Annotated in this window: 19 protein-coding genes and 3 tRNA genes; 11 read left to right on the forward strand and 11 right to left on the reverse strand. The window is 73.9% G+C overall.

Features of this window, described 5'->3' with window-relative positions; genetic code table 11:
• The first annotated feature begins 467 nt into the window (after positions 1–467).
• On the forward strand, positions 468–980 hold the full coding sequence (locus tag C9F11_RS13875; RefSeq protein ID WP_138959591.1) for a hypothetical protein: 513 nt from the start codon (positions 468–470) through the stop codon (positions 978–980).
• Between the two features lie 273 nt (positions 981–1253).
• On the opposite strand, the gene C9F11_RS13880 is transcribed toward C9F11_RS13875, so the two are convergent.
• From C9F11_RS13880 to C9F11_RS13890, 3 genes are all read right to left on the reverse strand, one after another.
• Positions 1254–1327 (reverse strand) — tRNA-Ile (locus tag C9F11_RS13880).
• Positions 1328–1591: 264 nt separating this feature from the next.
• Positions 1592–1664, reverse strand: a tRNA-Asn gene (locus tag C9F11_RS13885).
• Positions 1665–1669: 5 nt separating this feature from the next.
• Positions 1670–1742: transfer RNA gene (locus tag C9F11_RS13890), tRNA-Asn, on the reverse strand.
• Between the two features lie 168 nt (positions 1743–1910).
• Here C9F11_RS13890 and C9F11_RS13895 point away from each other — a divergent pair.
• The 4 genes from C9F11_RS13895 (at position 1911) to C9F11_RS13910 (ending at position 8150) form a co-directional block, all read left to right on the forward strand.
• A complete protein-coding gene (locus tag C9F11_RS13895) occupies positions 1911–2213 on the forward strand; it encodes a YtxH domain-containing protein (protein WP_138959592.1) in 303 nt (100 codons plus the stop codon).
• A gap of 315 nt (positions 2214–2528) precedes the next feature.
• Positions 2529–3956 (forward strand): FGGY family carbohydrate kinase, encoded by a 1428-nt coding sequence (locus tag C9F11_RS13900; RefSeq protein ID WP_138959593.1) that lies wholly within the window; start codon positions 2529–2531, stop codon positions 3954–3956.
• 535 nt (positions 3957–4491) lie between these two features.
• Positions 4492–6225 (forward strand): ABC transporter ATP-binding protein, encoded by a 1734-nt coding sequence (locus C9F11_RS13905; RefSeq protein ID WP_138959594.1) that lies wholly within the window; start codon positions 4492–4494, stop codon positions 6223–6225.
• A 26-nt stretch (positions 6226–6251) separates the two neighbouring features.
• Positions 6252–8150 carry an ABC transporter ATP-binding protein gene (locus C9F11_RS13910; RefSeq protein WP_249401724.1) on the forward strand — a complete coding sequence of 633 codons (1899 nt, stop codon included), beginning with the start codon at positions 6252–6254 and terminating at the stop codon, positions 8148–8150.
• 2 nt (positions 8151–8152) lie between these two features.
• On the opposite strand, the gene C9F11_RS13915 is transcribed toward C9F11_RS13910, so the two are convergent.
• The 5 genes from C9F11_RS13915 to C9F11_RS13935 form a co-directional block, all read right to left on the reverse strand.
• Complete coding sequence (locus tag C9F11_RS13915; protein WP_138959596.1) at positions 8153–9484, reverse strand: RNA polymerase sigma factor; 1332 nt, start codon at positions 9482–9484, stop codon at positions 8153–8155.
• 150 nt (positions 9485–9634) lie between these two features.
• On the reverse strand, positions 9635–11533 hold the full coding sequence (dnaG, locus tag C9F11_RS13920; protein WP_138959597.1) for a DNA primase: 1899 nt from the start codon (positions 11531–11533) through the stop codon (positions 9635–9637).
• A 150-nt stretch (positions 11534–11683) separates the two neighbouring features.
• Entirely contained in the window at positions 11684–12946 is a 1263-nt protein-coding gene (locus tag C9F11_RS13925; protein ID WP_138959598.1) for an FAD-dependent oxidoreductase, read from the reverse strand.
• A gap of 118 nt (positions 12947–13064) precedes the next feature.
• Complete coding sequence (locus C9F11_RS13930) at positions 13065–14444, reverse strand: deoxyguanosinetriphosphate triphosphohydrolase (RefSeq protein WP_138959599.1); 1380 nt, start codon at positions 14442–14444, stop codon at positions 13065–13067.
• 46 nt (positions 14445–14490) lie between these two features.
• Positions 14491–15261: a CbiX/SirB N-terminal domain-containing protein gene (locus C9F11_RS13935; RefSeq protein ID WP_138959600.1), complete on the reverse strand. Its 771-nt coding sequence runs from the start codon at positions 15259–15261 to the stop codon at positions 14491–14493.
• Positions 15262–15608: 347 nt separating this feature from the next.
• Between C9F11_RS13935 and C9F11_RS13940 the strand changes: the two genes are divergently transcribed.
• Positions 15609–17741: a molybdopterin oxidoreductase family protein gene (locus tag C9F11_RS13940; protein WP_171075733.1), complete on the forward strand. Its 2133-nt coding sequence runs from the start codon at positions 15609–15611 to the stop codon at positions 17739–17741.
• On the opposite strand, the gene C9F11_RS13945 is transcribed toward C9F11_RS13940, so the two are convergent.
• Together C9F11_RS13945 and cutA are read right to left on the reverse strand one after the other, a co-directional pair.
• Positions 17695–18144: a gamma-glutamylcyclotransferase family protein gene (locus C9F11_RS13945; protein WP_138959601.1), complete on the reverse strand. Its 450-nt coding sequence runs from the start codon at positions 18142–18144 to the stop codon at positions 17695–17697. The genes C9F11_RS13940 and C9F11_RS13945 overlap by 47 nt on opposite strands.
• Entirely contained in the window at positions 18141–18476 is a 336-nt protein-coding gene (cutA, locus tag C9F11_RS13950; RefSeq protein ID WP_138959602.1) for a divalent-cation tolerance protein CutA, read from the reverse strand. Before cutA ends, C9F11_RS13945 begins: the two co-directional genes overlap by 4 nt.
• 250 nt (positions 18477–18726) lie before the next feature.
• Here cutA and C9F11_RS13955 point away from each other — a divergent pair, with 250 nt between their 5' ends.
• Together C9F11_RS13955 and C9F11_RS13960 are read left to right on the forward strand one after the other, a co-directional pair.
• A complete protein-coding gene (locus C9F11_RS13955; RefSeq protein ID WP_212767816.1) occupies positions 18727–19458 on the forward strand; it encodes a hypothetical protein in 732 nt (243 codons plus the stop codon).
• A complete protein-coding gene (locus tag C9F11_RS13960) occupies positions 19455–20897 on the forward strand; it encodes a HAMP domain-containing sensor histidine kinase (protein ID WP_249401725.1) in 1443 nt (480 codons plus the stop codon). Before C9F11_RS13955 ends, C9F11_RS13960 begins: the two co-directional genes overlap by 4 nt.
• Positions 20898–20912: 15 nt before the next feature.
• Here C9F11_RS13960 and C9F11_RS13965 read toward each other — a convergent pair whose 3' ends face one another.
• Positions 20913–21548, reverse strand: coding sequence for an NAD(P)H-dependent oxidoreductase (locus C9F11_RS13965; RefSeq protein ID WP_138959603.1), 636 nt, complete (start codon positions 21546–21548; stop codon positions 20913–20915).
• A gap of 63 nt (positions 21549–21611) precedes the next feature.
• Between C9F11_RS13965 and soxR the strand changes: the two genes are divergently transcribed.
• The 3 genes from soxR to C9F11_RS13980 all read left to right on the forward strand — a co-directional run bounded on the left by soxR (position 21612) and on the right by C9F11_RS13980 (position 23774).
• Entirely contained in the window at positions 21612–22070 is a 459-nt protein-coding gene (soxR, locus tag C9F11_RS13970) for a redox-sensitive transcriptional activator SoxR (protein ID WP_138959604.1), read from the forward strand.
• Positions 22071–22175: 105 nt separating this feature from the next.
• A complete protein-coding gene (locus C9F11_RS13975) occupies positions 22176–23024 on the forward strand; it encodes an aminotransferase class IV (protein ID WP_138959605.1) in 849 nt (282 codons plus the stop codon).
• A 204-nt stretch (positions 23025–23228) separates the two neighbouring features.
• Entirely contained in the window at positions 23229–23774 is a 546-nt protein-coding gene (locus C9F11_RS13980; protein WP_138959606.1) for a hypothetical protein, read from the forward strand.
• The last annotated feature ends 96 nt before the right edge of the window (positions 23775–23870 follow it).

Genomic DNA, 23870 nt, shown 5'->3' on the forward strand with positions numbered 1-23870 from the left:
CTGCCCTGCCGATGACGCCCGACCAAGGCTCACGCCGACACATCTCTACAGACGTGGCTCCAGCACGAGTTCGCCGCCGGGACACTGTGGCCAGGAAGGCCTTTACGGCACGTGGCAGCGGTTTGCGCGCATCCAGGCGGAAGGCCGGTATCGCTAGAAGGTAGGGGAAAGTCCACCGCCGCCCGCATCGAGCCGCAGGTCACGCCCTGCGGCCCCCGCGTGCGGGAGTGGCCCTCCGCAATTGGGCCCAGCAGGTCCGCAGGCGGAGCGGTCCGTCCCCGTCCGGGGGGATGCCCCCACCGCAGCCACCCCCGTGATCGCCACACCGCAGTACACCGATCGGCCCCGCAACCCGAGCAAACGACAGGCGCCCCCGTCACCCCACTGCCGCTCGCCCGGCCTCCCTCCGATCCACTGCGTAAGTTGAGGCACAGCACCGGTCCGCGCAGCTGACCCGAGGGAACGGAATGAACCCCGCCGCCAAAGGCATAGCGATCGGCTCCGCCCGCCTCTCCCTCCTCATCGCGGCCATCGCCGTCATCTACACCCCATGGATCGCCGGATGGCCCCACTTCACGTCCGTCATCTGGGACGCGTCCCTCGTCGTCCTTGTTTACGCCGTAAATCTCTCGCTGTTACGCACCGTTGCCCGATGGGACATCCGGGAGCAAGTACCGCAAGGTGAACAAGTGAGACTGGTGGTGGCAGTGCGCCGGAAGGTTGGACGACTGCCCTTCTCCCTGCTCGGCGATGAGTTCTCTGTAGCGCTGACCGACCAGCGCCTGCTCATCCAGTCACGATCCACGTTCACCGGACGCCCGAAAGGGGCGCTGCACCTGGGCAAGCACGTCGCCTTCCGCCAGGGAAAGGTCCTCTCCGTCGAGATGGAATCCGGCGCCAGGATCGACGCGCTGGTGCAGATGGCGCATCGAGGCGACGTCGCCCATTGGATACGACAGCGGCAGGAGCGCTCACCATGACCTGCCCTTCTGGGCCGGCAACGATCTGGCGGCCTGCCGCACATAGCCGCATCCCCCGGCGCAACCGCAACAGCTGTTGAACCCACCCCGCCTGGGACTACGAACAGCAGCCACCTGGCAGCAACGCCGCGCCTCTACAGGCGCGACTCGAGCACGAGTTCGCCGCCCGGCTCCCGAACGGCAGCGGCCCCAGCCGGGTCGAAGCCGGTGGGGCCGCTGTGCGATTGCCTCGCGTAGTGGCAGGTGTCACGTTTCTGCACCTGCGCCGCGCAGTGGGGCGGGTGGGACTCGAACCCACGGCCGACGGATTATGAGTCCGCTGCTCTAACCGGCTGAGCTACCGCCCCTAACGGCGCGTCGCGCACATTTGTGCGCGCCGTCTGCCGCAGCATAGCCGCTCATACGATCTCCTGCTCCGGCTGGTCGGCATCGCACGACCATGAGGATGCCGCTGCGGCCCGCGCGGTTCCACCAGGGGCGGAACGAGTTCGTGTGCGCGGGCCTCGAGGGCCCGGGCGAGGGGCCGTTGGGGGCCGGGGCGGGGGGCGGCTCCGGCACGCGCGAGGACCCCTGGGCGCCGTGGTGGTGCCTCAGGGGTCCTCGTCGTACAGCTCTCCCGACTGGACTCGAACCAGTAACCTGCCGGTTAACAGCCGGCTGCTCTGCCAATTGAGCTACAGGAGACCGAGCTCCCCCGACTGGACTCGAACCAGTAACCTGCCGGTTAACAGCCGGCTGCTCTGCCAATTGAGCTACAGGGGAATGACTCTTGGTGACGGAGTCACTGCAACAATGTCACCTGCCTGGGGATTCCCGGGCGGCGTGCGCTCGCTGCGACACATACATTAGCGCAAGCAGGGGGGTGCTCCGCCAATCGGTATCCCCAGGCGACCGACGTCGGCAGTCGAGGCAAGGGAAAGGGTGGCCGTCATGCGCTACCGGCTCACGTTCGTGGCAGGTCTGGCTCTGGGGTACGTGCTCGGCACGCGCGCCGGGCGCGAGCGTTACGAGCAGCTGAAGAAATCCCTCCGCGAGGTCTCCCAGAACCCCGCCGTGCGCAACACCGTCGAGTCCGCCGCCCTCCAGGGGCGCGAGGTCGCGGGCAAGGCCTTCCACACGGTCTCGGAGAAGGTGGGCGACCGCATGCCCGAGTCCGTGGCCGAGCGGGTGCGGTCGCTGCGCGAGCGCGGGCAGGGCGACGTCGAGGACGACTGGGGGACCAGTAACACCTAGGTGGTCGGGTGACGCCCGGGCCGTCAGGTACGACCTGGGCCGTCAGGTAGGGCCTGGGCCGTCAGGTATCACCCAGTAGTCAGGCGGGGCGGAGGTGGCGTGATCGCCTCCCCCCGGGCCCGGCGGGGAGTGACGTGATCGTCGCCCCCGCCCGGCCGCGCCGCCGCCCCGGGCCGGAGCTGGGACTTTCCGCCCGGGGCGGATCCATGCCCGGGGCCGTGCCAGGGCGTCGCCCGTGGCCTTCCCCGGCCCCCCGCCACCGCCTTTCCGGACGTATGTGCGGGGCATCCCCCCGGGTGCGGCAGAATCCTCGGCATGGGGATAGTCGCGGGGTTGGACAGCTCGCCCGATTTCACACGCATCGTGGTCTGTGACACCGACACGGGCGCCGTACTCAGGCAGGGGTACGCCCCGCATCCGCTGGAGGGCCCCGAAGGCGCGCGGCCCAGCGACGTCGACCCACAGGCCTGGCTGCTCTCCCTCGGCGAGGCGGCGGGCGGCGGGCTCCTCGAAGGCGTCCAGGCGATCGGCGTCTGCGCGCAGGAGCACGCCCTCGTCCCCCTCGACGCGCAGGGCGCGACCGTGCGGCCCGCGCTCGTCGGCAACAACCCGCGCGCCCAGGTCGCCGCCGCCGACCTCATCGACGGGCTCGGCAGCCGCCAGGCCTGGGCGCAGGCCGTGGGCTCCGTCCCGCAGGCCGCGCAGCCGGTCGCGAAGCTGCGCTGGCTGGCCCGGCACGAGCCGGAGGCGGCGCTGCGCACGAACCTGCTCATGCAGGCCCCCGACTGGCTGGTGTGGCAGCTCCTGGGGCGGCCCGCGCGGCGCACGACGGACCGGGGCGGCGCGTCCGGCACCGGCTACTGGTCGGCGGCGACCGGCGGGTACCGGCCGGACCTGGTCGAGCTCGCGCTCGGCCACCAGGCGATGCTGCCCGAGGTCATCGGCCCCGCGGACGCCGCCGGGACGACGCCGGAGGGGCTGCTGATATCGGCGGGCACGGGTGCGACCATGGCCGCGGCGTTCGGGCTCGGCGTGATGCAGGGCGACGCGGTGGTGTCGCTCGGCGCCTCCGGCTCCGTGATGGCCGTCCACCACGAGGCCCTGGTCGACCCGAGCGGCACGATCACCTCGCTCGCCGACGCCACCGGCATGCACCTGCCCGTCGTGCACACGGCGAACGCGGTGCGCGCGCTGCGCGGCACCGCCGAGATGCTGGGCGTCCCGGACCTGGAGACGCTCTCCGACCTGGCCCTGAAGTCGACCCCCGGCGCCCACGGGCTCGTCCTGCTGCCCTATCTGGAGGGCGAGAAGACACCGAGCCTGCCGCACGCGGCGGGCACCCTGACCGGGCTGCGGCGCGAGTCCATGAAGCCGGAGCACCTGGCGCGTGCGGCCTTCGAGGGCATGCTCTGCGGGCTCGGTGACGCGCTCGACGTGCTGCGCGGGCGCGGGGTGGAGGTGCGGCGGGTGTTCCTGCTCGGGTCCGCCGCCGAGCTGCCCGCCGTGCGGGCCGTCGCGCCGATGCTCTTCGGTACGCAGGTCGTGGTGGTCCAGCCCGCCGACTACGCCGCGATCGGCGCCGCGCGCCAGGCCACGTGGGCGCTGACCGGGCAGCTGCCGCAGTGGCGGGGCGCGGTCACGCAGGTCTTCGAGCCGGGCGAGGAGCTCGCGGTGGGGCAGGCGGTGCGCCAGCAGTACGTGACGGTGCGCGAGCAGGCGCACCCGGGCGCGTTCGCGCCCTGAGCCGCCCCCGCACCCCGGCGCCCCCGCCTCCTCACCCCGCGCCCAGCATCCCGCACCCCGCACCCTCCATCTCGCACCCCCGCTCATCACCCGGCACCCCGCGCTCCGCCCCCGCACCTCGCGCCCAGCACCCCGCAGCCCGCACGCCACGCGCCGCGCCTCCCCCGGCCCCGGGGCGGCGGCCACCGCCGTCCCGGATGCGTGCCCCCGAGCCGCGCTCGACGCCGAGGCCGCTCCCGTGCGCCCCACGCCTCCCCCACGCCCCGGAAGCCCCGGACGCCCACACACCCCGACGCACTTCCGCACGCCCCGGCACGCCCCCACCCACCCCCCGGCCCGGAATATGGCATTCCGCCACGTTCCGTGAGGGAAATGAAGCGTTCAGTGTGCCCAGAACTTGACCAGGGCTGATTTTTGACCCGGTCATGGGTTAATCGGTTGCACACGCCCGGGGTCGGTGGCGCAGGATGGTGGGCGGCCCTTCGCCCGCCGCCCCGACTCCGTCCCAACTCCGAGACTCTGCCGAGAGACGAGCGTGCTCATACGACTTCTGCGGACCCACTTGGATCCGTACAAAAAGCCCATCGCCCTGCTGGTGCTCCTGCAGTTCCTGCAGACCTGCGCCTCTCTCTACCTCCCCACCCTGAACGCCGACATCATCGACAACGGCGTCGTGAAGGGGGACACCGGCTACATCCTGACGTTCGGTGCCGTCATGCTGGCCGTCACCGTGGTCCAGATGGTGTGCAACATCGGCGCGGTCCTGTACGGCGCGCGCACCTCCGCCGAGCTCGGCCGCGACGTACGGGCCGCCGTCTTCGACCGCGTGCAGTCGTTCTCCGCGCGCGAGATGGGGCAGTTCGGCGCGCCCACCCTGATCACGCGGACCACCAACGACGTGCAGCAGGTGCAGACGCTGGTCCTGATGGCGTTCACGCTGATGGTGTCGGCGCCGATCATGTGCGTCGGCGGCATCGTCATGGCGCTCGGCCAGGACGTGCCGCTGTCCGGCGTGCTGCTCGCCGTCGTGCCGGTGCTCGGCATCAGCGTCAGCCTGATCGTGCGCCGCCTGCGGCCGCTGTTCCGCACCATGCAGGTGCGGCTCGACACGGTGAACCGCGTGCTGCGCGAGCAGATCACCGGCAACCGCGTGATCCGCGCCTTCGTGCGCGACCCCTACGAGAAGGACCGCTTCCGGGGCGCCAACAGCGACCTGACCGACGTCTCGCTCGCCAGCGGCAAGCTGCTCGCGCTGATGTTCCCGGTCGTCATGACGGTGGTGAACCTGTCGTCGATCGCCGTCGTCTGGTTCGGCGCGCACCGCATCGACAGCGGCGCCATGGAGATCGGCGCGCTCACCGCGTTCCTCGCGTATCTGCTCCAGATCGTCATGGCCGTGATGATGGCCACGTTCATGTTCATGATGATCCCGCGGGCCGAGGTGTGCGCCGAGCGCATCCAGGAGGTCCTGGACACCGAGACCAGCGTGGTGCCGCCCGCCGAGCCCGTCCGCGAGCTGCGCGGCCACGGCCACCTGGAGCTGCGCGGCGCCGGGTTCCGCTACCCGGGCGCGGAGGAGCCGGTGCTCAAGGGCATCGAGCTGACCGCGCGGCCCGGCGAGACGACCGCCGTGATCGGCTCCACGGGCAGCGGCAAGTCGACGCTCCTGAGCCTCGTACCGCGTCTGATGGACGTCACCGAGGGCGAGGTCCTCGTCAACGGCGTCGCGGTGAGCGCCGTGGAGCCCGCGCTGCTCGCGCGGACCGTGGGGCTCGTCCCGCAGAAGCCGTATCTGTTCGCCGGGACCGTGGCGGGCAACCTGCGGTACGGCAACCCGGACGCCACCGACGAGGAGCTGTGGCACGCCCTGGAGGTGGCGCAGGCCAAGAACTTCGTGGAGTCCCTGGAGGAGGGGCTCGACGCGCCCATCGCGCAGGGCGGCACGAACGTGTCCGGCGGGCAGCGGCAGCGGCTCTCCATCGCGCGCACGCTCGTGCAGCGCCCGGAGATCTATCTGTTCGACGACTCGTTCTCCGCGCTCGACTACGCCACCGACGCGGCGCTGCGGGCCGCGCTCACGCACGAGACCCGCGAGGCGACGGTCGTGATCGTCGCGCAGCGCGTGTCGACGATCCGCGACGCCGACCGGATCGTCGTCCTGGACGAGGGCCGGGTCGTCGGCACCGGCCGCCACCACGAGCTGATGGCTGACAACGAGACGTACCGGGAGATCGTCCTCTCCCAGCTGACGGAAGCGGAGGCCGCGTAATGCCCCCTGGTGGCATGGGTGGACCCATGATGGGACCCGACTCCCGGTCCATGGACTTCAAGGGCTCGGGGAAGCGGCTGCTCGGGCAGTTCCGTTCGGAGCGGGCCACGATGTACGGGATGCTCACCGCGGTGGTCCTGAGCGTCGCGATGTCCGTGCTCGGGCCGAAGATCCTCGGGCACGCCACCGACCTGGTGTTCGCGGGCATCGTCGGGCGGACCATGCCCGAGGGCGAGTCCAAGGGCGAGGCGATCGAGCGGCTGCGCGAGCACGGCGAGGGCGGCATGGCCGACATGCTCACCGGCCTCGACTTCACGCCGGGCCAGGGCATCGACTTCGGCGCGGTCGGCGAGGTGCTGCTGCTCGCCACGGCCGTGTTCGCGGTGGCGGGCCTGATGATGACCGTGGGCACGCGCCTGGGGAACCGCGCCATCAACCGCACCGTGTTCCGGCTGCGGGGCGACGTCCAGGCGAAGATGTCGCGCCTGCCGCTGTCGTACTTCGACAAGCGGCAGCGCGGCGAGGTGCTCAGCCGGGCCACGAACGACATCGACAACATCAACCAGACGCTCCAGCAGACGCTGGGGCAGCTCATCAGCTCGCTGCTCACGATCGTCGGCGTCCTGATCATGATGTTCTGGATCTCGCCGCTGCTCGCGCTCGTCGCCCTGGTGACGGTGCCGCTGTCGTTCGTCGTGGCGACGAAGGTCGGCAAGCGGTCGCAGCCGCAGTTCGTGCAGCAGTGGAAGTCCACCGGGCAGCTGAACGCGCACGTGGAGGAGATGTACACCGGGCACACCCTGGTGAAGGTGTTCGGCCGCCAGGAGGAGTCGGCGAAGGCGTTCGCCACGCACAACGACGCGCTGTACGAGGCGTCGTACAAGGCGCAGTTCAACAGCGGGCTCATGCAGCCGCTGCTGTTCTTCATGTCGAACGTCAACTACGTCCTGGTGGCCGTGGTCGGCGGTCTGCGGGTCGCCTCCGGCGCCCTGTCGATCGGTGACGTCCAGGCCTTCATCCAGTACTCGCGGCAGTTCTCGATGCCGCTCACGCAGGTCGCGTCGATGGCGAACCTCGTGCAGTCCGGCGTCGCGTCCGCCGAGCGGATCTTCGAGCTCCTCGACGCCGAGGAGCAGGGGCCCGACCCCGTCCCCGGCGAGCGCCCCGCCGAGCTGCGCGGCCGCGTGGAGATGGAGCACGTGTCGTTCCGCTACGCCGAGGACAAGCCGCTGATCGAGGACCTGTCGCTCGTCGTGAAGCCGGGCCACACCGTCGCCATCGTCGGCCCCACCGGCGCGGGCAAGACCACGCTCGTGAACCTGCTCATGCGGTTCTACGAGGTCACGGGCGGCCGCATCGCGCTGGACGGCACGGACATCACGAAGATGACGCGGGACGAGCTGCGCGGCGCCATCGGCATGGTCCTCCAGGACACCTGGCTGTTCGGCGGCAGCATCGCGGACAACATCGCGTACGGGGCCGCCGGCGAGGTCACCCGCGAGCAGATCGAGGAGGCCGCGCGGGCCGCGCACGCCGACCGGTTCATCCGCACCCTGCCGGACGGGTACGACACGGTCATCGACGACGAGGGCACGGGCGTCAGCGCGGGCGAGAAGCAGCTCATCACCATCGCGCGGGCGTTCCTGTCCGACCCGGTGATCCTGGTCCTCGACGAGGCGACCAGCTCGGTCGACACCCGCACCGAGGTGCTCATCCAGAAGGCCATGGCGCGGCTCGCGCACGGGCGCACGTCGTTCGTGATCGCGCACCGCCTGTCCACCATCCGCGACGCCGACACCATCCTCGTGATGGAGGACGGGGCGATCGTGGAGCAGGGCACGCACGACGCGCTCCTGGCCGCGGGCGGGACGTACTCCCGCCTGTACGCCGCTCAGTTCGCCCAGGCCGTGGCGGAGGTCGGCTGACCTCAGTCCAGATAGCCGCGCAGCTGGTCCGCGAAGGCGTGGTCCCGCAGCTTGTTGAGGGTCTTGGACTCGATCTGGCGGATGCGTTCGCGCGTCACGCCGAAGATCCGGCCTATCTCCTCCAGGGTGCGGGGCCTGCCGTCCGCGAGGCCGTAGCGCAGCTGGACGACCTTGCGCTCGCGCTCGCCGAGCGTGGAAAGGACGGCCTCCAGGTGCTCGCGCAGGAGCAGGAAGGCGGCCGACTCCACGGGGCTCGCCGCGTCGCCGTCCTCGATGAGGTCGCCGAGCGCCACGTCGTCCTCCTCGCCCACGGGCGCGTGCAGCGACACGGGCTCCTGCGCGAGCCGGAGCACCTCGCTGACGCGCTCGTGCGGCAGGTCGAGGTGGGCGGCGACCTCCTCGGGCGTCGGCTCGTACCCGCGCTCCTGGAGCATGCGGCGCTGTACCCGCACCACCCTGTTGATCAGCTCGACGACGTGCACCGGCACGCGGATGGTGCGGGCCTGGTCGGCGAGCGCCCGGGACATGGCCTGGCGGATCCACCAGGTCGCGTACGTGGAGAACTTGTAGCCGCGCGCGTAGTCGAACTTCTCGACCGCCCGGATGAGGCCCAGGTTGCCCTCCTGGACGAGGTCGAGCATCGTCAGGCCGCGCCCCACGTACCGCTTCGCCACGGACACCACGAGGCGCAGGTTCGCCTCGATGAGGCGGCGCTTGGCCATGCGGCCCACGACGACCAGCCTGTCCAGGTCGAGGGCCAGCTGGGAGTCCAGGTCGGGGGTGCCGGCCAGCTTCTCCTCGGCGAAGAGCCCGGCCTCGACGGCGCGGGCGAGCTCGACCTCCTCGGCGGCGGTGAGCAGGGGGATGCGGCCGATCTCGCGCAGGTACTGGCGGAACAGGTCGGAGGACGGGCCGCCGGTATCGGCCCGGCCGCGCGGGCTCGGCAGCTCGATCGTCTCGACGCCGGGCTCGGCGGGCTCGGCGGGCTCGACGGCCTCGGGGGCTTCCGCCCCGGGCGCGGGCGGGCCGGCCAGGCGTTCGTCCGGCGCGAGCTGCGGGTGCCGGGTGCCACGGCTCTGCGGCGGCACGGTCGTGATGACGTCGGCTTCCGCCTCCACGTCGGCGCCCGGCGCGGTGTCGGTGTCGGTGAGGGTCTGGGTCTGCACGGGGGCGACCTCCAGGGTGATCGCTGCTGAGGCGGGTGGCAGCGGTACAACGGGACCGGCGTCGACGGCCTCGCCGCTGTCCGTCCCGAACACGATGTGTGGAACCGCGGAATCGTCGGACCCGCAGGCACTGTCTGCGGTCCGGCCGCGCTCCGAGGACTCAGGCACCGCCCCCCAGTGTGGAGTACGACACACGGCCGCCACGAGGGGCGTGCGGTGACTTTTTGAGTCCGGTCCGTAACCAGTCGGTTACCCCTCGCGGGGCGCCTCAGACCCGCCTCTCGAAGATCCCGGTCGCGGCCCGGCGCGGCGCGCGCGTCAGAGGGCCGCCGCGCCCCGTTCGCGCAGGGCGCGGGCGTACTGCTGGAGGACCCACAACTCGTTCTGGACGTTGGTGAGTTGCTGGGGGTCGCCGTGGCCGCCGCTGAGGCGGGTGAAGGTGCCCTGGACGTCGCGGATGCGCCGGTCGACGGCCCGCAGCCGCACGGTGACCAGCTGCTCCCCCGCGTACGCCTCGTCGACCGTGCGGCGCATGATCGCCTCCACGGCCAGCTCCGTGACCATGGCGCGGACCGCGTCGTCGGGTGCGGCGTCGCGCACCCGCACGAGGTACTCCTGCGGGTCCTGGGCGCCGAACTCGGTGCCCCCCGCCTCCATGACGGCCTGGCGCACGGCCGCGTACGGGGCGGCCGTGAACTCGTCCACGCCGTACGCGTCGAAGGCCGGGGAGACCAGGTCCGGGCGCTGGAGGGCGAGCTTGAGGAGCTCGCGCTCGGTGGCGTAGACGGGGTTGCGGAGGTTCAGGGCGGGCCCGGACGGGGCCGTGGGCGCGGCCTGGGTGACCGCCTGGGGGCCGCGGCCCGGCGCCGGGCCCTTGCCGCCGCGGTCCCGCGCCCAGCGGGCGAGCTGCGCGACCCGCTTGACGACGAACTGCGTGTCGAGGATGCCGAGCATGCCCGCGAGCTGCACGGCGACCTCGTGCTGCGCGCCGCTGTTCTTGATGCGGGCGACGACGGGCGCGGCCTCGTCCAGGGCGGCGGCGCGGCCCGCGGGGGTCTCCAGGTCGTAGCGCGCGACGATCTGGCGGAGCGCGAACTCGAAGAGCGGCGTGCGGGGTTCGACCAGGTCGGTGACCGCGGAGTCGCCCTTGGCGAGGCGCAGGTCGCAGGGGTCCATGCCGTCGGGCGCGACGGCGATGTACGTCTCGGCGGCGAACTTCTGGTCGTCCTCGAAGGCGCGCAGGGCCGCCTTCTGCCCGGCCGCGTCGCCGTCGAACGTGAAGATCACGCGGGCCGAGCCGTTGTCCATGAGCAGCCTGCGGAGGATCTTGATGTGGTCGCCGCCGAAGGCGGTGCCGCAGGTCGCGATGGCCGTGGGCACCCCGGCGAGGTGGCAGGCCATGACGTCCGTGTAGCCCTCGACGACGACGGCCCTGCTGGACTTGGCGATCTCCTTCTTGGCGAGGTCGATGCCGTACAGGACCTGGGACTTCTTGTAGATCGGGGTCTCGGGCGTGTTCAGGTACTTCGGGCCGTTGTCGTCGTCGCGGAGCTTGCGGGCGCCGAAGCCGACGACCTCGCCGCCGATGTCCCTGATCGGCCACATCAGCCGGCCCCGGAAGCGGTCGATGGGGCCGCGCCTGCCCTCCTGGGAGAGGCCGGAGAGGGTCAGCTCCTTGTCGGTGAAGCCCTTGCCGCGCAGGAAGCGGGTGAGGTGGTCCCAGCCCGCCGGGCTGTAGCCGACGCCGAAGTGCGCGGCGGCGGCCTGGTCGAAGCCGCGCTCGGCGAGGAACTTGCGGCCGATCTCCGCCTCGGGGGACTCCAGCTGGGCCGTGTAGAACTCGGCGGCCGCCTTGTGCGCCTCGACCAGGCGGATGCGCTCGCCGCGCTGGTGGGAGGGGTTGTACCCGCCCTCCTCGTAGCGCAGGGTGATGCCCGCCTTGGCCGCGAGGCGCTCCACCGCCTCGGAGAAGGTGAGGTGGTCGACCTTCATCACGAAGGTGAGGGTGTCGCCGCCCTCCTGGCAGCCGAAGCAGTGGAAGAGGCCCTTGCTGGGGCTGACCTGGAACGACGGGGACTTCTCGTCGTGGAAGGGGCACAGGCCCTTGAGGTTTCCGCCGCCCGCGTTGCGCAGCTGGAGGTACTCGGACACCACGGCGTCGATCGGGACCGCGTCCCGAACCGCCTTCACATCCTCGTCATTGATCCGCCCAGCCACGCCGAAATTCTACGGCCCGGCGGCGACACTCCTGCCCTCGCGGTGCGCCCCGGGCCCGCCCCTTCCCGATTCCGGGGGCTCCGCCCCCCGGACCCCCGCTCCTCAAACGCCGGAGGGGCTGGAAGATCCAGCCCCTCCGGCGTTCGGCTGTCAGGCGAGCAGGGTCGTCAAGGGGCGGGACGGGTCCGCCAGGGCGTCGGGGTCGGGGCGGGTGCCGGACCTGATGAGTTTCTGGACGGTCTCCGTGACGTCCCACACATTGACGTTCATCCCGGCGAGGACCTGCCCCTCGCTCAGCCAGAAGGCGATGAACTCGCGCTTGCCCGCGTCACCGCGGATCACCACCTGGTCGTACGTGCCCGGGGGCGCCCAGCCCGAGTACTCCAGGCCGACGTCGTACTGGTCGGAGAAGAAGTACGGCACGCGGTCGTAGGTGACCTCCTTGCCGAGCATGGCGCGGGCGGCGGCCGGGCCGCCGTTGAGGGCGTTGGCCCAGTGCTCGACGCGCAGGCGGGTGCCGAAGAGCGGGTGGCGGACGGCGGCCACGTCCCCGGCGGCGTAGACGTCCGGGTCGGAGGTGCGCAGGCTGAGGTCCACGGCGATGCCGCCGCCGTCCGCGCGGTCGACGAGGGCGAGGCCCGCGGACTCCGCGAGGGCGGTGCGCGGGGCGGCGCCGATCGCGGCGAGCACGTCGTGGGCCGGGTGCTCCTCGCCGTCGTCCGTGCGGGCGGCGAGGACCATGCCGTCCTGCCCGGTGATCTCGGTGAGGCGGGCCCCGAAGTGGAAGCGGACGCCGTGCTCGGCGTGCAGGTCGGCGAACATCTGGCCGACCTCGGGGCCGAGGACTGAGTGCAGCGGGGTCGGCTCGGGCTCGACGACGGTGACCTCCGCGCCGTACTCCCGTGCCGCCGCGGCGACTTCGAGGCCGATCCAGCCCGCGCCCGCGATCACCAGGTGGCCGTTGTCGCGGCCGAGGGCGGCCAGGACGTGGCGGAGCCGGTCGGCGTGGGCGAGGCGGCGCAGGTGGTGCACGCCCGCGAGCCCGGTGCCCGGCACGTCGAGACGGCGGGGCTCGGCGCCGGTGGCCAGAAGCAGCTTGTCGTAACGGATGACGGTGCCGTCGCCGAGCCGGACGGTGTGCGCGGCACGGTCTATGGCGACGACGGTCTGGCCGAGGTGCAGCTCGACGTCCGCCTGCGCGTACCACGCGGGCTCGTGGACGAAGACGCTGTCGCGCTCCTCCTTGCCGAGGAGGTATCCCTTCGAGAGCGGTGGGCGTTCGTACGGGTGGTCGCGCTCGTCCCCGATGAGGATCACCCGGCCGGTGAAGCCCTCGGCGCGGAGCGTCTCCGCCGCTTTCGCACCCGCGAGACCTCCTCCGACGATGACGAACGTCTGATCCGCGTCGACCACTTGATGCCTCCTCGAAACCTTTAAGTCCACTGGGAGAGTCCCGCACGCAGCGTGAGGGCGGAAGGGGCTGTACCCCAATCCGGCCACTTTCCGTCACATCCTGTGGTCACCTCCCCGGTCACTCACCACTGTGCGCATTCCGGGACGATCCGGTGAGCCGCGCGTGCAGGGAACGGGCGGCGGCGTCCGTGAGCGACGCGATCTGGTCGATGACCACGCGCTTGGCGGCGCGGTCGTCGGGCGCGGCGTCGTACAGGGCGCGGAACTGGGGGTCGAGGCCCTCGGGGGCGCGCGCGGTGAGCGCGTCGGCGAGCTCGGCGACGCAGACGCGCTGGTCGGCGCGGAGCCGGGTCTGGGCGGGGCGCTGCATCACATAGCGGTCGGCGACGGCCTTGAGGACCGCGCACTCCAGGCGCGCCTCGCGCGGGACGACGAGCTCGGCGGCGTAGCGCGTGAGGGGGCCCGTGCCGTACCGCGCGCGGGTCGCGGTCTCCGCGGCGAGGCAGAAGCGGCCGATGAGCTGGCTGGTGGCGTCCTTGAGCCGGGCCTGGGCGACGGCGGACCCGTCGTAGCCGTGCGGCCACCACTCCTGGTCCTGGAGGCGGTCGAGGGCCGCGGCGAGCTCTTCGGGGTCGGTGTCCGCGGGGACGTAGCGGCCGATGGCGACCGCGTACACGTCCCGGCGCTCGGGCTCGGCGCGCAGCGCCTTCGGGTCGATGTGGCCCGCGTGCAGGCCGTCCTCCACGTCGTGCACCGAGTACGCGACGTCGTCCGACCAGTCCATGATCTGCGCCTCGAAGCAGGTGCGGTGGCCGGGGGCGTCCTTGCGGACCCAGTCGAAGACGGGCCGGTCGTCGTCGTAGACGCCGAACTTCACGGAGTCCGGCTCGGTGGGGTGGGCGCCGCGCGGCCAGGGGTACTTGGTGGCGGCGTCGAGAGCGGCGCGGGTGAGGTTGAGCCCGACGCTGACCAGGTCGCCGGTGTCGGCGCTGAGGACGAAGCGCTTGGGCTCGATGCGGGTGAGCAGGCGCAGGGACTGGGCGTTGCCCTCGAAGCCGCCGCAGTCCTGGGCCAGGTCGTTCAGCGCCTGTTCGCCGTTGTGCCCGAAGGGCGGGTGGCCGAGGTCGTGGGAGAGGCAGGCGGTCTCCACCAGGTCCGGGTCGCAGCCGAGGGCGGCGCCCAGCTCGCGGCCGACCTGGGCGCACTCCAGGGAGTGGGTGAGGCGGGTGCGGGCGCTGGCGTCCCAGGCCTGGGAGGGGGTCTCTCCCGCGCGGGCGAAGCCGCGGACCTGGGGAAGGGTGCCGGGCGTGACGACCTGGGTCTTGCCGGCGAGGCGGCGCAGCGCCGCGGAGTGCAGGACGCGCGCGCGGTCCCGCTGGAAGGCGGTGCGCCCCGGCCGTTTGTCGGGCTCGGCGGCCCAGCGCTCGGCGGCGGCTTCGTCGTAGGCGGAGGGGTCCGCCGTGTGCTCGGTCCGGGCGTGCGGTGCGGTGCCTGCCATGCCCCGACAGTAGACGCAGGCGTCGGCGGGGCGTGCCGCGGCCCCGTCAGGCGGGCGCCGGGCACGGCGGCGGCGCCGGGGCGCGGCCTGCGGAACGCGCCTGGTCGTAGCGGTGCAACAGGAGCGCGGCGAGGGCCGGGTGCGCGCCGAGCGGGGCGGCGGCGAGCCACGGCGTGGCGGCGGCGGCCTCGGTGGCGAAGCGGCCGGGCGCGGTGAAGTACGAGGCGACGGCGGCGCGGCGGACCCCGGCGGCGGTGAGGGCGCGCACGGCGGCGGGCACGCCGGTGGGGGTCGCGGGGGTGGGCGCGGCGTAGCCGGGGACGACGGGCACGCCGAGGCGGCGGGCGAGCAGGGCGGCGGCGCGGCGCGTGTCGGCGGCGTACGCGGGGTCGCGGGAGCCCGCGGCGGCGAGGACGACGCCGTGGCCCGCGGTGGCCGCGGTGGCCGTGGGCCAGCCCGCCTCCAGGAGCCGGGCGTGCAGGACCTCCGTGAGCAGCGGGTGCGGGCCCAGCGGGGCGGCCACGCGGGTGTGCGGGTGCGCGGAGGCCGCGGCGGGGATGTCGTGGCGGGCGTGGTGGCCGTTGCTGAGCAGGAGCGGTACGAGGACGGCGGGCCTGGCCCCCAGGGCGTGCAGGGTGTCGCTCAGCAGGGGGCGGGTGAGCTCGATGTGGGTGAGGCGGACGTCCAGGCCGGGGCGGTGGGCGCGGGCCGCCGCGAGCAGCGCGGTGGCGGTTGCCAGGGCGCGGGGGTCGCGGCTGCCGTGCGCCACGGCCAGCAGGGCCGGGGCCTGGCTCTCGGTGGGGTGGGGCGGTGTCATGGGGTGAGGGTGGCGGGGGCGCGTTGCCTTGCTGTTGCGGGGCGGTTTCTGGCGGGGGCGCCCTGCGCCGGGCCTTCCCGCCCGCCCACCCGTGGCTCCCCGGCTTCGGTCGCCCGGCCCCGGCGCTCCGCGCTGCCGGTGGTGCCCCGCCCGTGCCCGCCGCTACCGCGGCGGGAATCTCCCCACCCACCCACCCGTAACGCCCCGGCTTCGCCCGCCCGGCCCCGACGCTCCGCGCTCTCCGTCCGCGTCCTCACAAACGCCCCAGCGCCTCGTAGAGGCCCCCGTACCGGAGGCGTAACCCGCCGGGGGCGGGCGGGAAACACGCGCGGGGGAAGGTGGCGGGCATGCAGCTCTCCCCTCCCGTTCAGGGCGCCGTGTCCGGTGCCGTCACGCCCACCCACTGTCCGTACTGCGCGCTCCAGTGCGGCATGGGGCTCGCGCGGGAGGGCGGCGGCGTGAAGGTCGTGGAGCGGCCCGCGTTCCCCGTCAACGGGGGCGCGCTGTGCGGCAAGGGCCGTACGGCACCCGAGGTGCTCTCCTCCCGGGTGCGTCTGACCGAGCCCCTCGTCCGGTCCCACGCCACGGGCGGGCTCGTACCGGCCACCTGGGAGGAGGCCCTGGACCGCGTGGCCGAGGGGCTCGCCCGGACGCGCGCGGCGCACGGCGCGGACGCGTGCGGGGTGTTCGGCGGGGGCGGGCTCACCAACGAGAAGGCGTACGCGCTCGGCAAGTTCGCGCGGGTGGTGCTCGGGACCTCGCAGATCGACTACAACGGGCGGTTCTGCATGTCGTCCGCAGCGGCGGCGGGGCAGCGGGCGTTCGGCCTCGACCGGGGGCTGCCTTTCCCGCTGGCGGACGTGGCCCGCACCGGGTGCGTGCTGCTCGTCGGCTCGAACCTGGCGGAGACGATGCCGCCCGCGCTGCGCTACCTGACGGAGATGAGGAACAACGGCGGCACGCTGGTCGTCGTCGACCCGCGCCGCACCCGCACCGCCGAGCAGGCCGATCTGCATCTGGCGCCGCGCCCCGGCACGGATCTGGCGCTCGCCCTCGGCCTGCTGCACCTGGTGGTGACCGAGGGCCACGTCGACGAGGAGTACGTGGCCGCGCGCACCAGCGGCTGGGCCGGGGCGCGGGCGGCGGCGATGGCGCACTGGCCGGAGCACGTGGAGCGGATCACGGGCGTGCCGGTGCCCCGGCTGCGGGAGGCCGTACGGCGGTTCTGCGCGGCCGAGCACGCCATGGTGCTCACCGCGCGCGGCCCCGAGCAGCAGGCGAAGGGCACGGACACGGTGACCGCGTGGATCAATCTGTGCCTGGCGACGGGCAGGCCCGGACGGCCGCTGTCCGGGTACGGCTGTCTGACCGGGCAGGGCAACGGGCAGGGCGGCCGTGAGCACGGCCAGAAGGCCGACCAGCTGCCGGGCTACCGCAAGCTGACGGACCCCGCGGCGCGGGCGCACGTGGCGGCGGTGTGGGGCGTGGACCCGGACTCCCTGCCGGGGCCCGGGCGTTCGGCGTACGAACTCCTCGACGCGCTCGGCGGGGACGTGCGGGCGCTGCTGCTCATGGGCTCCAATCCGGTGGTGTCGGCGCCCCGGGCCGCGCACGTGGAGGAGCGGATCGGGTCCCTGGACTTCCTGGCGGTCGCGGACGTGGTGCTCTCGGAGACCGCCGCGCTCGCCGACGTCGTCCTGCCGGTGACGCAGTGGGCCGAGGAGACGGGCACGGTGACGAACCTGGAGGGCCGGGTGCTGCTGCGCCGCAAGGCGGTGGACCCCCCGCCCGGGGTGCGGACCGACCTCGACGTCCTGCACGGACTCGCTGCCCTGCTCGGTCACGGGAAGGGATTCCCCGCCGACCCGGAGGAGGTCTTCGACGAGCTGCGGCGAGCCGGCGCGGGCGGCCCCGCGGACTACGCGGGCATCACGTACGAACGCCTCGCGGAGGGCGACGGCGAGGGGGTGTTCTGGCCCTGCCCGGAGACCGCGGACGCGGGGGCGGCGCACACCGGGACGCCCCGGCTGTTCCTGGAGCGGTTCGCCACCGGGGACGGGCGGGCCCGGTTCGTGGCGGTGGCGCACCGGGAGGCCGCCGAGGAGCCGGACGCGGAGTACCCCGTGGTCCTCACCACGGGGCGGGTGCTCGCCCAGTACCAGTCGGGGGCGCAGACGCGGCGCGTGGCCGAGCTGAACGCCGCCGCGCCGGGGCCCTTCGTGGAGCTCCATCCGCGGCTCGCGGCGCGGGTCGGGGTGGCCGACGGGGAGCCGGTCGTTGTGGTGTCGCGGCGCGGCCGGGCCACCGCGCCCGCGCGGGTCACGCCGGACATCCGGCCCGACACGGTGTTCATGCCGTTCCACTGGCCCGGCGAGGGACGGGCCAACGTCCTGACCCACCCCGCGCTCGACCCGGTGTCGCGGATGCCGGAGTTCAAGGTGTGCGCGGTCCGCCTGGAGGCGCCGGCGGGACCGGGGTGACCCAGGAGCCGCCGCGCAGCGGCTCCGCCGTGGCCCGCAGGCGTGCCGCCAGGGGCGGGGCCGCCACGTACACCCAGGCCCGCGCCGTGGTGCCGTCCTCGCGGACGACGGCGAGGGCCTCGCGGAGGTAGAGGCTGCGGGGGTCGCCGGGGACGTACTCCTCCAGGTGGTCGAGGTCGGCGAGCAGCCGCCCGTACGTCTCGGGGCGCGCGGTCACGAGGTCGCCGTGGACGGGGCCCGCGCCGGGGGCCCGGACCGCGTACGGGTAGCCGGGTCCGGCGTAGAGGACGGCGTCGGGGAGCAGGGCGGGCGCGCGGGCCAGGACGCGTCCGGCCAGGAAGGCGTGGTTGCGCTCGCCCGGGCGCAGCGTTCCGTACACGAAGAACGGCAGCCGCTCGGTCACTCGGCGGTCTCCGCCGCGAGCCAGCCCAGATAGGCCGCGCTGCCCCGGGTCACGGGGGTGGCGATGATCTCCGGCGTCTCGTAGTCGTGGGTCTGGAGCAGCCAGGCCTCCAGGGCGGCGTACCGCTCCTGCGTCGTCTTCAGGAAAACCTGCCACTCGCGGGCCGTCTCCACGGCGCCCTCCCAGCGGTAGACGGAGGTGACGGGGCCGTTGATCTGGGCGCAGGCGGCGAGGCGGGCCTCGACCGCGGCGCGCGCCAGGGTGTCCGCCTTGTCGGCGGTGTCCGTGGTGGTCAGGACCAGCAGGAAGGCGGGCGTGCTCGGTTCCGTCACGGCGTGTGTTCCTTTCGTACGGGAAGGCCCCGCGCGCGGGGAGAGTCCGGTGCGCTGGGGAGGCTACCGGCCTGGCCGAAGGTCCCGAGCCGGAGGTTTTCCCACCTTTGGGGGCGACTGTTACACAACCTCCCGGTTTCCGTGATGCGTCCTTCCTAGCGTCGACCTCAGGTGGCCGGTCCCGTGCCGCACTCCCGGTGCTTCCCTCGGGCCGGCCGCCGTTCAGCCGCCGTCGTCCATCGGTCCCGTCATGACTCTGCGTCTCCGCCTCCTCCTGGGCGTGCCCCTGGCCGTCCTGACCGTCGTCGTGCTCTGCGCCTGCGGGTCGACGGGCGGCCTCGACGCGTCCGAGCCCGCGCCGCCGGTGTCGGTGCAGCCGAGCCCGAAGCCGCTGTGGCCCGGCTGGTCGGGTACGACGCCGTCGGCGCCGGGCGCCGAGACCGCGACGAAGCTGCCGCCGCCCGAGCCGCTCGACGGCCTCGGCGCGCTCGGGCCCGGCGGGCTCGCCAAGCTCGACGTGCGCGAGCTGCTGCGCGCGGACCCGCGCCTCAGGACGTTCGCGGACCGGCCGATGATCGAGAAGCCGGGGCGGTCCGGGATCCGGCCGCCGGTGCTCGTGGACCTGTCGGGGGACGGCAGGCCCGAGCTGCTGCTCGCGATCGACCTGGAGAGCGGGCGCAGCGCGGTCGTCGTCTACGCCGAGCGCGGCGGCAAGGTCTACCCGGTGCTGTTCACCGCGGGCAAGCGGATCGCCGTGGAGGTGCTCGGCACCGATCTGCTGGTGCGCAGCCCGTGCGCCGACGGCGGCGAGCAGGCCGTGCGCTACCACTGGGACGGCAAGCGGATGTCGACGGTCAGCGACACCAAGAGCTACCGGAAGCCGGACCGCTCCCCCGGCCACGGTGGGGCTGCCTCCCCGTCAGCCAGGCCGTCGTCCACGCCACCGCCCACGCCCTCCGCCCGCCCGGGAACCCGCCCGTGACGCCCGGACAGGTCAGCGGCATGGACGGTCGCGCCTTCGACAAGGGCGGCGGCGCCGCCGAGAGCGGCGCCGCCGAGCAGGGCAGCGTCCCCGAGCAGGGTGGCGCCCCCGCCGAGGGCCGCGCCCGCGCGCGGTGGCTCGTGCGGGCCCCGCGCCGCGTGCTCGGCGCGCTCAACACGCTCGGCCTGCGGTGGAAGATCGCCGCGCTGCTCGCCGCGGGCTGCGCGGTCGTGGCCGTGGCGATCGGGCTCCTCATCCACCAGGCGCGGCTCGACCAGGTCGGCGCGAGCGCGCGCTCCGGGGCGACCGCGCAGCTGGTGCGGGTGCGGCAGCTGTACGAGCTGACGGGCCAGGTCGACCAGGACGGCACCCGGGACGGCACGCGCGCCGCCCTCGACGCGCCGGGCCTGCCGGAGCCGCTGCGCGCGGCGGCGCTCGCCGGGCGGCGCGGCACGTACCTCGACATGGAGTCGGGCGACCCGTCGGTGTGGGCGGCGCGCCCGGTCGGCGACCGGGTCCTGTCCGTGCGGCTGCCGCTGCGCGAACAGGCCGACGAGATGGCCGAGTTCGACCGGCAGCTCCTGGTGTCCGGCGCCGTGGTCGTGGCGCTCGCCGCGCTCGGGGGCGCCGCGCTCGCCAGCAGGCTCAGCCGGGATCTGCGGGCCGCGGCCGCCATCGCCCGCCGCATCAGCCAGGGCGATCTGGACGCCCGCATCGGCCATCCGCTGCCGCCCGGCTTCCGGCACGGCAGGAACGAGGTCGCCGACCTGGCGACGGCCGTCGACACCATGGCCGCGACGCTCCAGCGGCGCCTGGAGGCCGAGCAGCGGTTCACCGCGGACGTGGCGCACGAGCTGCGCACCCCGCTGACCGGGCTGCACACCGCCGCCGAGCTGCTTCCGCCGAGCCGCCCCACGGAGCTGGTGCGCGACCGGGTGTGCGCGCTGCGCGCGCTGACGGAGGACCTCCTGGAGGTGGCGCGGCTCGACGCGGACGTGGAGCGGCCCGACCTGGACGTGCACCCGCTCGGCGCGCTCGTCGGGGGGATGGCCCAACGGGGGCTCTTCGCGGGGCAGTCCACGGACCGCGGCGTACGGTTCGCCAGTGCCGGGGAGCGGCTGGTGCGGACCGACGCGCGCCGCCTGGAGAGGATCCTGGCGAACCTCGTCGGCAACGCACGGCGGCACGGCGGCGACCCCGTCGAGCTCAGCGTCGACGGGGCCGTGGTGACCGTGCGCGACCACGGGCCCGGCTTCCCCGAGCACCTGCTGCGCGAGGGCCCGCAGCGGTTCGAGACCGGCGCCCGTGAGCGCGGCCAGGGCACCGGGCTCGGCCTGACCATCGCGCTCGGCCAGGCCGCGGTCGTCGGGGCCCGGGTGGAGCTGGCCAACGCGCCGGACGGCGGCGCGGTCGCGGTCGTCCGGCTGCCGGAGGCGTGAGCGGGGCGGACGGGGTCAGCTCCCGTACGGCCGGACCTCCTTGGCCGCGCGCAGCGCCCACGCCCACCACGCGAGCTGGTCCAGCATCGCCTTCGCGGCGGCGTCGGCGGCCGCGGGCTCCTTGTGGTTGCCCTCGTCGTCGAAGAGGGCGCCCGCGTTGTGGAAGGAGACGGTGTCGCGGATGGTGACGGCGTGCAGCTCGGCGAAGACCGGGCGCAGGTGCTCGACCGAGCGCAGGCCGCCGGAGAGCCCGCCGTAGGAGACGAACGCGATGGGCTTGGCCTGCCACTCCGGGTGGTGCCAGTCGATCAGGCTCTTCAGGGACGCGGGGTAGGAGTGGTTGTACTCGGGGGTGAGGACGACGAAGGCGTCGGCGGCGGCCAGCTTCGGGGAGACCTTGGCGAGTTCGGCGCGGGTCGCGGCGTCCGGCCGGTGCGAGAGGGAGGTCGGCAGGTCGACCTCGGCGAGGTCGACGACGTCGACCTCGAAGCCCTGGTGCGCGCGCACGTGGCGCAGCAGCCACTCGGCGACGACCGGGCCGAAGCGGCCCTCGCGGTTGCTGCCGACGACGACGGCGACCTTCACGGGCTTCGCGGCCGTGGCGGACAGGGCGGCGGCGGGGGACGGGGAGACGTCGGTGGTGGTGTTCATGCGGCAAGCCTCTTAGTTAAACCTTGGTTCAGGTCAAGCGGCTTCCGTGGCTAATCTGTCGGCATGACCTCGCACCTCGCACCGGACGCCAGGGAAGCCACCGTCGGCGAGCTCGCCGAGCGCAGCGGAGTGGCACCCTCCGCCTTGCGCTTCTACGAGCGGGAGGGGCTCATCAACAGCCGCCGCACCACCGGCAACCAGCGCCGCTACAGCCGGGACACGCTGCGCCGCGTCGCCTTCATCCGCACCTCGCAGCGGCTCGGCATCCCGCTGGCCACGATCCGCGAGGTGCTCGCCCTGCTGCCGGAGGACCGCACGCCGACCCGCGAGGACTGGGCCCGGATATCCGAGTGCTGGCGGGAGGACCTCGACCGGCGCATCCGCACCCTGCGGCGGCTGCGCGACAACCTCACGGACTGCATCGGCTGCGGCTGCCTCTCGCTCGACAAGTGCGCCCTGTCCAACCCGTGGGACGAGCTGGCCGCGCACGGGCCGGGACCGCGCCGTCTGATCGAGGACTGACCGGGGGCCGCGCCGGGCACGGGGGCCGGGGCGCCATCCGCCCCTCCACGCCGGGGGCGCCGCCCGCCCGTCCGCGCCGGTGCCCGCGTCCGTACGGTGGTCCCCATGACGACATCGAACCCCGCCGCCCCCGACCGCCTGGAGATCGACGGGGCCCCGGCCACCGCCGAGCAGCTGCGCGCCCGCGCCCTCGACGGCTTCGGGCACTTCACCGCGATGCAGGTCAGGGGCGGTACGGTACGCGGCCTCTCCCTCCACCTGGAGCGGCTCGACGCGGCGAGCCGCGAGCTCTTCGACCAGGGTCTCGACGGCGACCGGGTCCGCGCGGCGATCCGGCACGCGCTCGCCGGGGACGGCTCCGCGAACGGCGGGGCGGGCGGCGGGACGGGCAGCGGGGTGCTCCAGAACGCCGCCGTGCGCGTCTACGTGCACGCCCCGGACGGCGAGCCCTCCCTGATGGTCACCGTCCGCCCGCCCGTCGAGCTGCCCGCGACCATGGCCGAGCGGGCGCAGTCCCTGAAGTCCGTCCCGTACGTACGGCCCGTCGCGCACCTCAAGCACCTGGGCGGCTTCGGGCAGACGTACCACCGGCGCGAGGCGGAGCGGCTCGGCTACGACGAGGCACTGCTCACCGGCCCGGACGGCGCGGTCAGCGAGGGCGCGGTGACGAACGTGGCCTTCTTCGACGGGCGCGAGGTCGTCTGGCCCGAGGCGCCGCACCTGCGCGGCATCACCATGGGGCTGCTCGAACCCCGGCTCGCGGACGCCGGGCTGCCCACCCGGCGGGGTCCGGTGTTCCTGCGGGACCTGCCCTCGTACCGGGCCGCCTTCGTCACGAACTCCTGGGGCGTCTCCCCCGTGCGGCGCGTCGACGACCAGGACTTCCCCGTCGACGAGCAGCTCATGGCGACGGTCGCCGACCTGTACGAGGGCGTGCCCGGCGACGTGATCTGAGGCCGGGTCACCCATTCACAGGTGCCGCGCCGCGCCTTCGGAGTCTTTCCGCCGATACGCCGGTGACCTGCTGGAACGCGACCGCGGAAGCGCCGGGGCACGGACCGGCGCGGCATTTCTGATGGGGCATCAGCAGGCGTGCGGGGCGGAGTGCACGTTACCTCGGAGGTGTGTCCCGTACGCGGCCCGACAGGAGCACGCCCCATGCGCACCGCCCGCCACCTGACGACCACCGCCGCACTCGCCGTCGCCTCGGCGGGCCTGCTGGCAGGCCCCGCGTCGGCGGCGGGCACGGGCGGCCTCGGCATCGCGCCGTCGCCGGTGACGCCGGGCACCACCGTCACGGTGCGCACGGCGGCGTGCGGCGCGGACGGCACCGCCGCGGGTGACGCGAGCGCGGTGGGGGCGGGCACCTTCGCCCTGGCCTCCGCGACGGGCGCGGCCGAGGCGACCGGGCGGTTCCGGGTGCCGCCGTCCGCGCAGCCCGGCACGTACGAGATCGTGGCCCGCTGCTCCGGGTCCGCCGCCCGCGGCCGGACGGTCACCGGCGATCTGACGGTGACGCTCACCTCCACGGCGGCCGCGCGCGAGCAGGTGCCCGCGCATCCCAGGGGACACGTGAAGACGGGGGTCGGCGGCGCGCTCGGGCCCGACCCCGCCCAGACCGCGGCGGGCGTGGCTGCTCTCGCCGTCGCCGCCGCGGGCGGTACCTGGCTCCTGCATCGCCGGGCGAGAGGCGACAGGATCTGACGGACACCCTCCGCAGTCCGCAGGTACCACCGTCCCCTCCCCCCGCCGGGCCGCCGTGTCCCTCGCGGCCGCGGCGGCGGGGAGGGGCCCCGACCT

Origin of the sequence: Streptomyces sp. YIM 121038, from assembly GCF_006088715.1 — a bacterium.
Taxonomy (GTDB): domain Bacteria; phylum Actinomycetota; class Actinomycetes; order Streptomycetales; family Streptomycetaceae; genus Streptomyces.

What these genes read in the sequence shown, in the direction of transcription:
- C9F11_RS13940 (WP_171075733.1), top strand. Translation starts at nt 15,609, where the DNA reads ATGCAGCTCTCCCCTCCCGTTCAGGGCGCCGTGTCCGGTGCCGTCACG.
- C9F11_RS13895 (WP_138959592.1), top strand. Translation starts at nt 1,911, where the DNA reads ATGCGCTACCGGCTCACGTTCGTGGCAGGTCTGGCTCTGGGGTACGTG.
- soxR (WP_138959604.1), top strand. Translation starts at nt 21,612, where the DNA reads ATGACCTCGCACCTCGCACCGGACGCCAGGGAAGCCACCGTCGGCGAG.
- C9F11_RS13980 (WP_138959606.1), top strand. Translation starts at nt 23,229, where the DNA reads ATGCGCACCGCCCGCCACCTGACGACCACCGCCGCACTCGCCGTCGCC.
- C9F11_RS13930 (WP_138959599.1), bottom strand. Translation starts at nt 14,444, where the DNA reads ATGGCAGGCACCGCACCGCACGCCCGGACCGAGCACACGGCGGACCCC.
- C9F11_RS13900 (WP_138959593.1), top strand. Translation starts at nt 2,529, where the DNA reads ATGGGGATAGTCGCGGGGTTGGACAGCTCGCCCGATTTCACACGCATC.
- C9F11_RS13935 (WP_138959600.1), bottom strand. Translation starts at nt 15,261, where the DNA reads ATGACACCGCCCCACCCCACCGAGAGCCAGGCCCCGGCCCTGCTGGCC.
- C9F11_RS13955 (WP_212767816.1), top strand. Translation starts at nt 18,727, where the DNA reads ATGACTCTGCGTCTCCGCCTCCTCCTGGGCGTGCCCCTGGCCGTCCTG.
- C9F11_RS13910 (WP_249401724.1), top strand. Translation starts at nt 6,252, where the DNA reads ATGATGGGACCCGACTCCCGGTCCATGGACTTCAAGGGCTCGGGGAAG.
- C9F11_RS13875 (WP_138959591.1), top strand. Translation starts at nt 468, where the DNA reads ATGAACCCCGCCGCCAAAGGCATAGCGATCGGCTCCGCCCGCCTCTCC.
- C9F11_RS13965 (WP_138959603.1), bottom strand. Translation starts at nt 21,548, where the DNA reads ATGAACACCACCACCGACGTCTCCCCGTCCCCCGCCGCCGCCCTGTCC.
- C9F11_RS13975 (WP_138959605.1), top strand. Translation starts at nt 22,176, where the DNA reads ATGACGACATCGAACCCCGCCGCCCCCGACCGCCTGGAGATCGACGGG.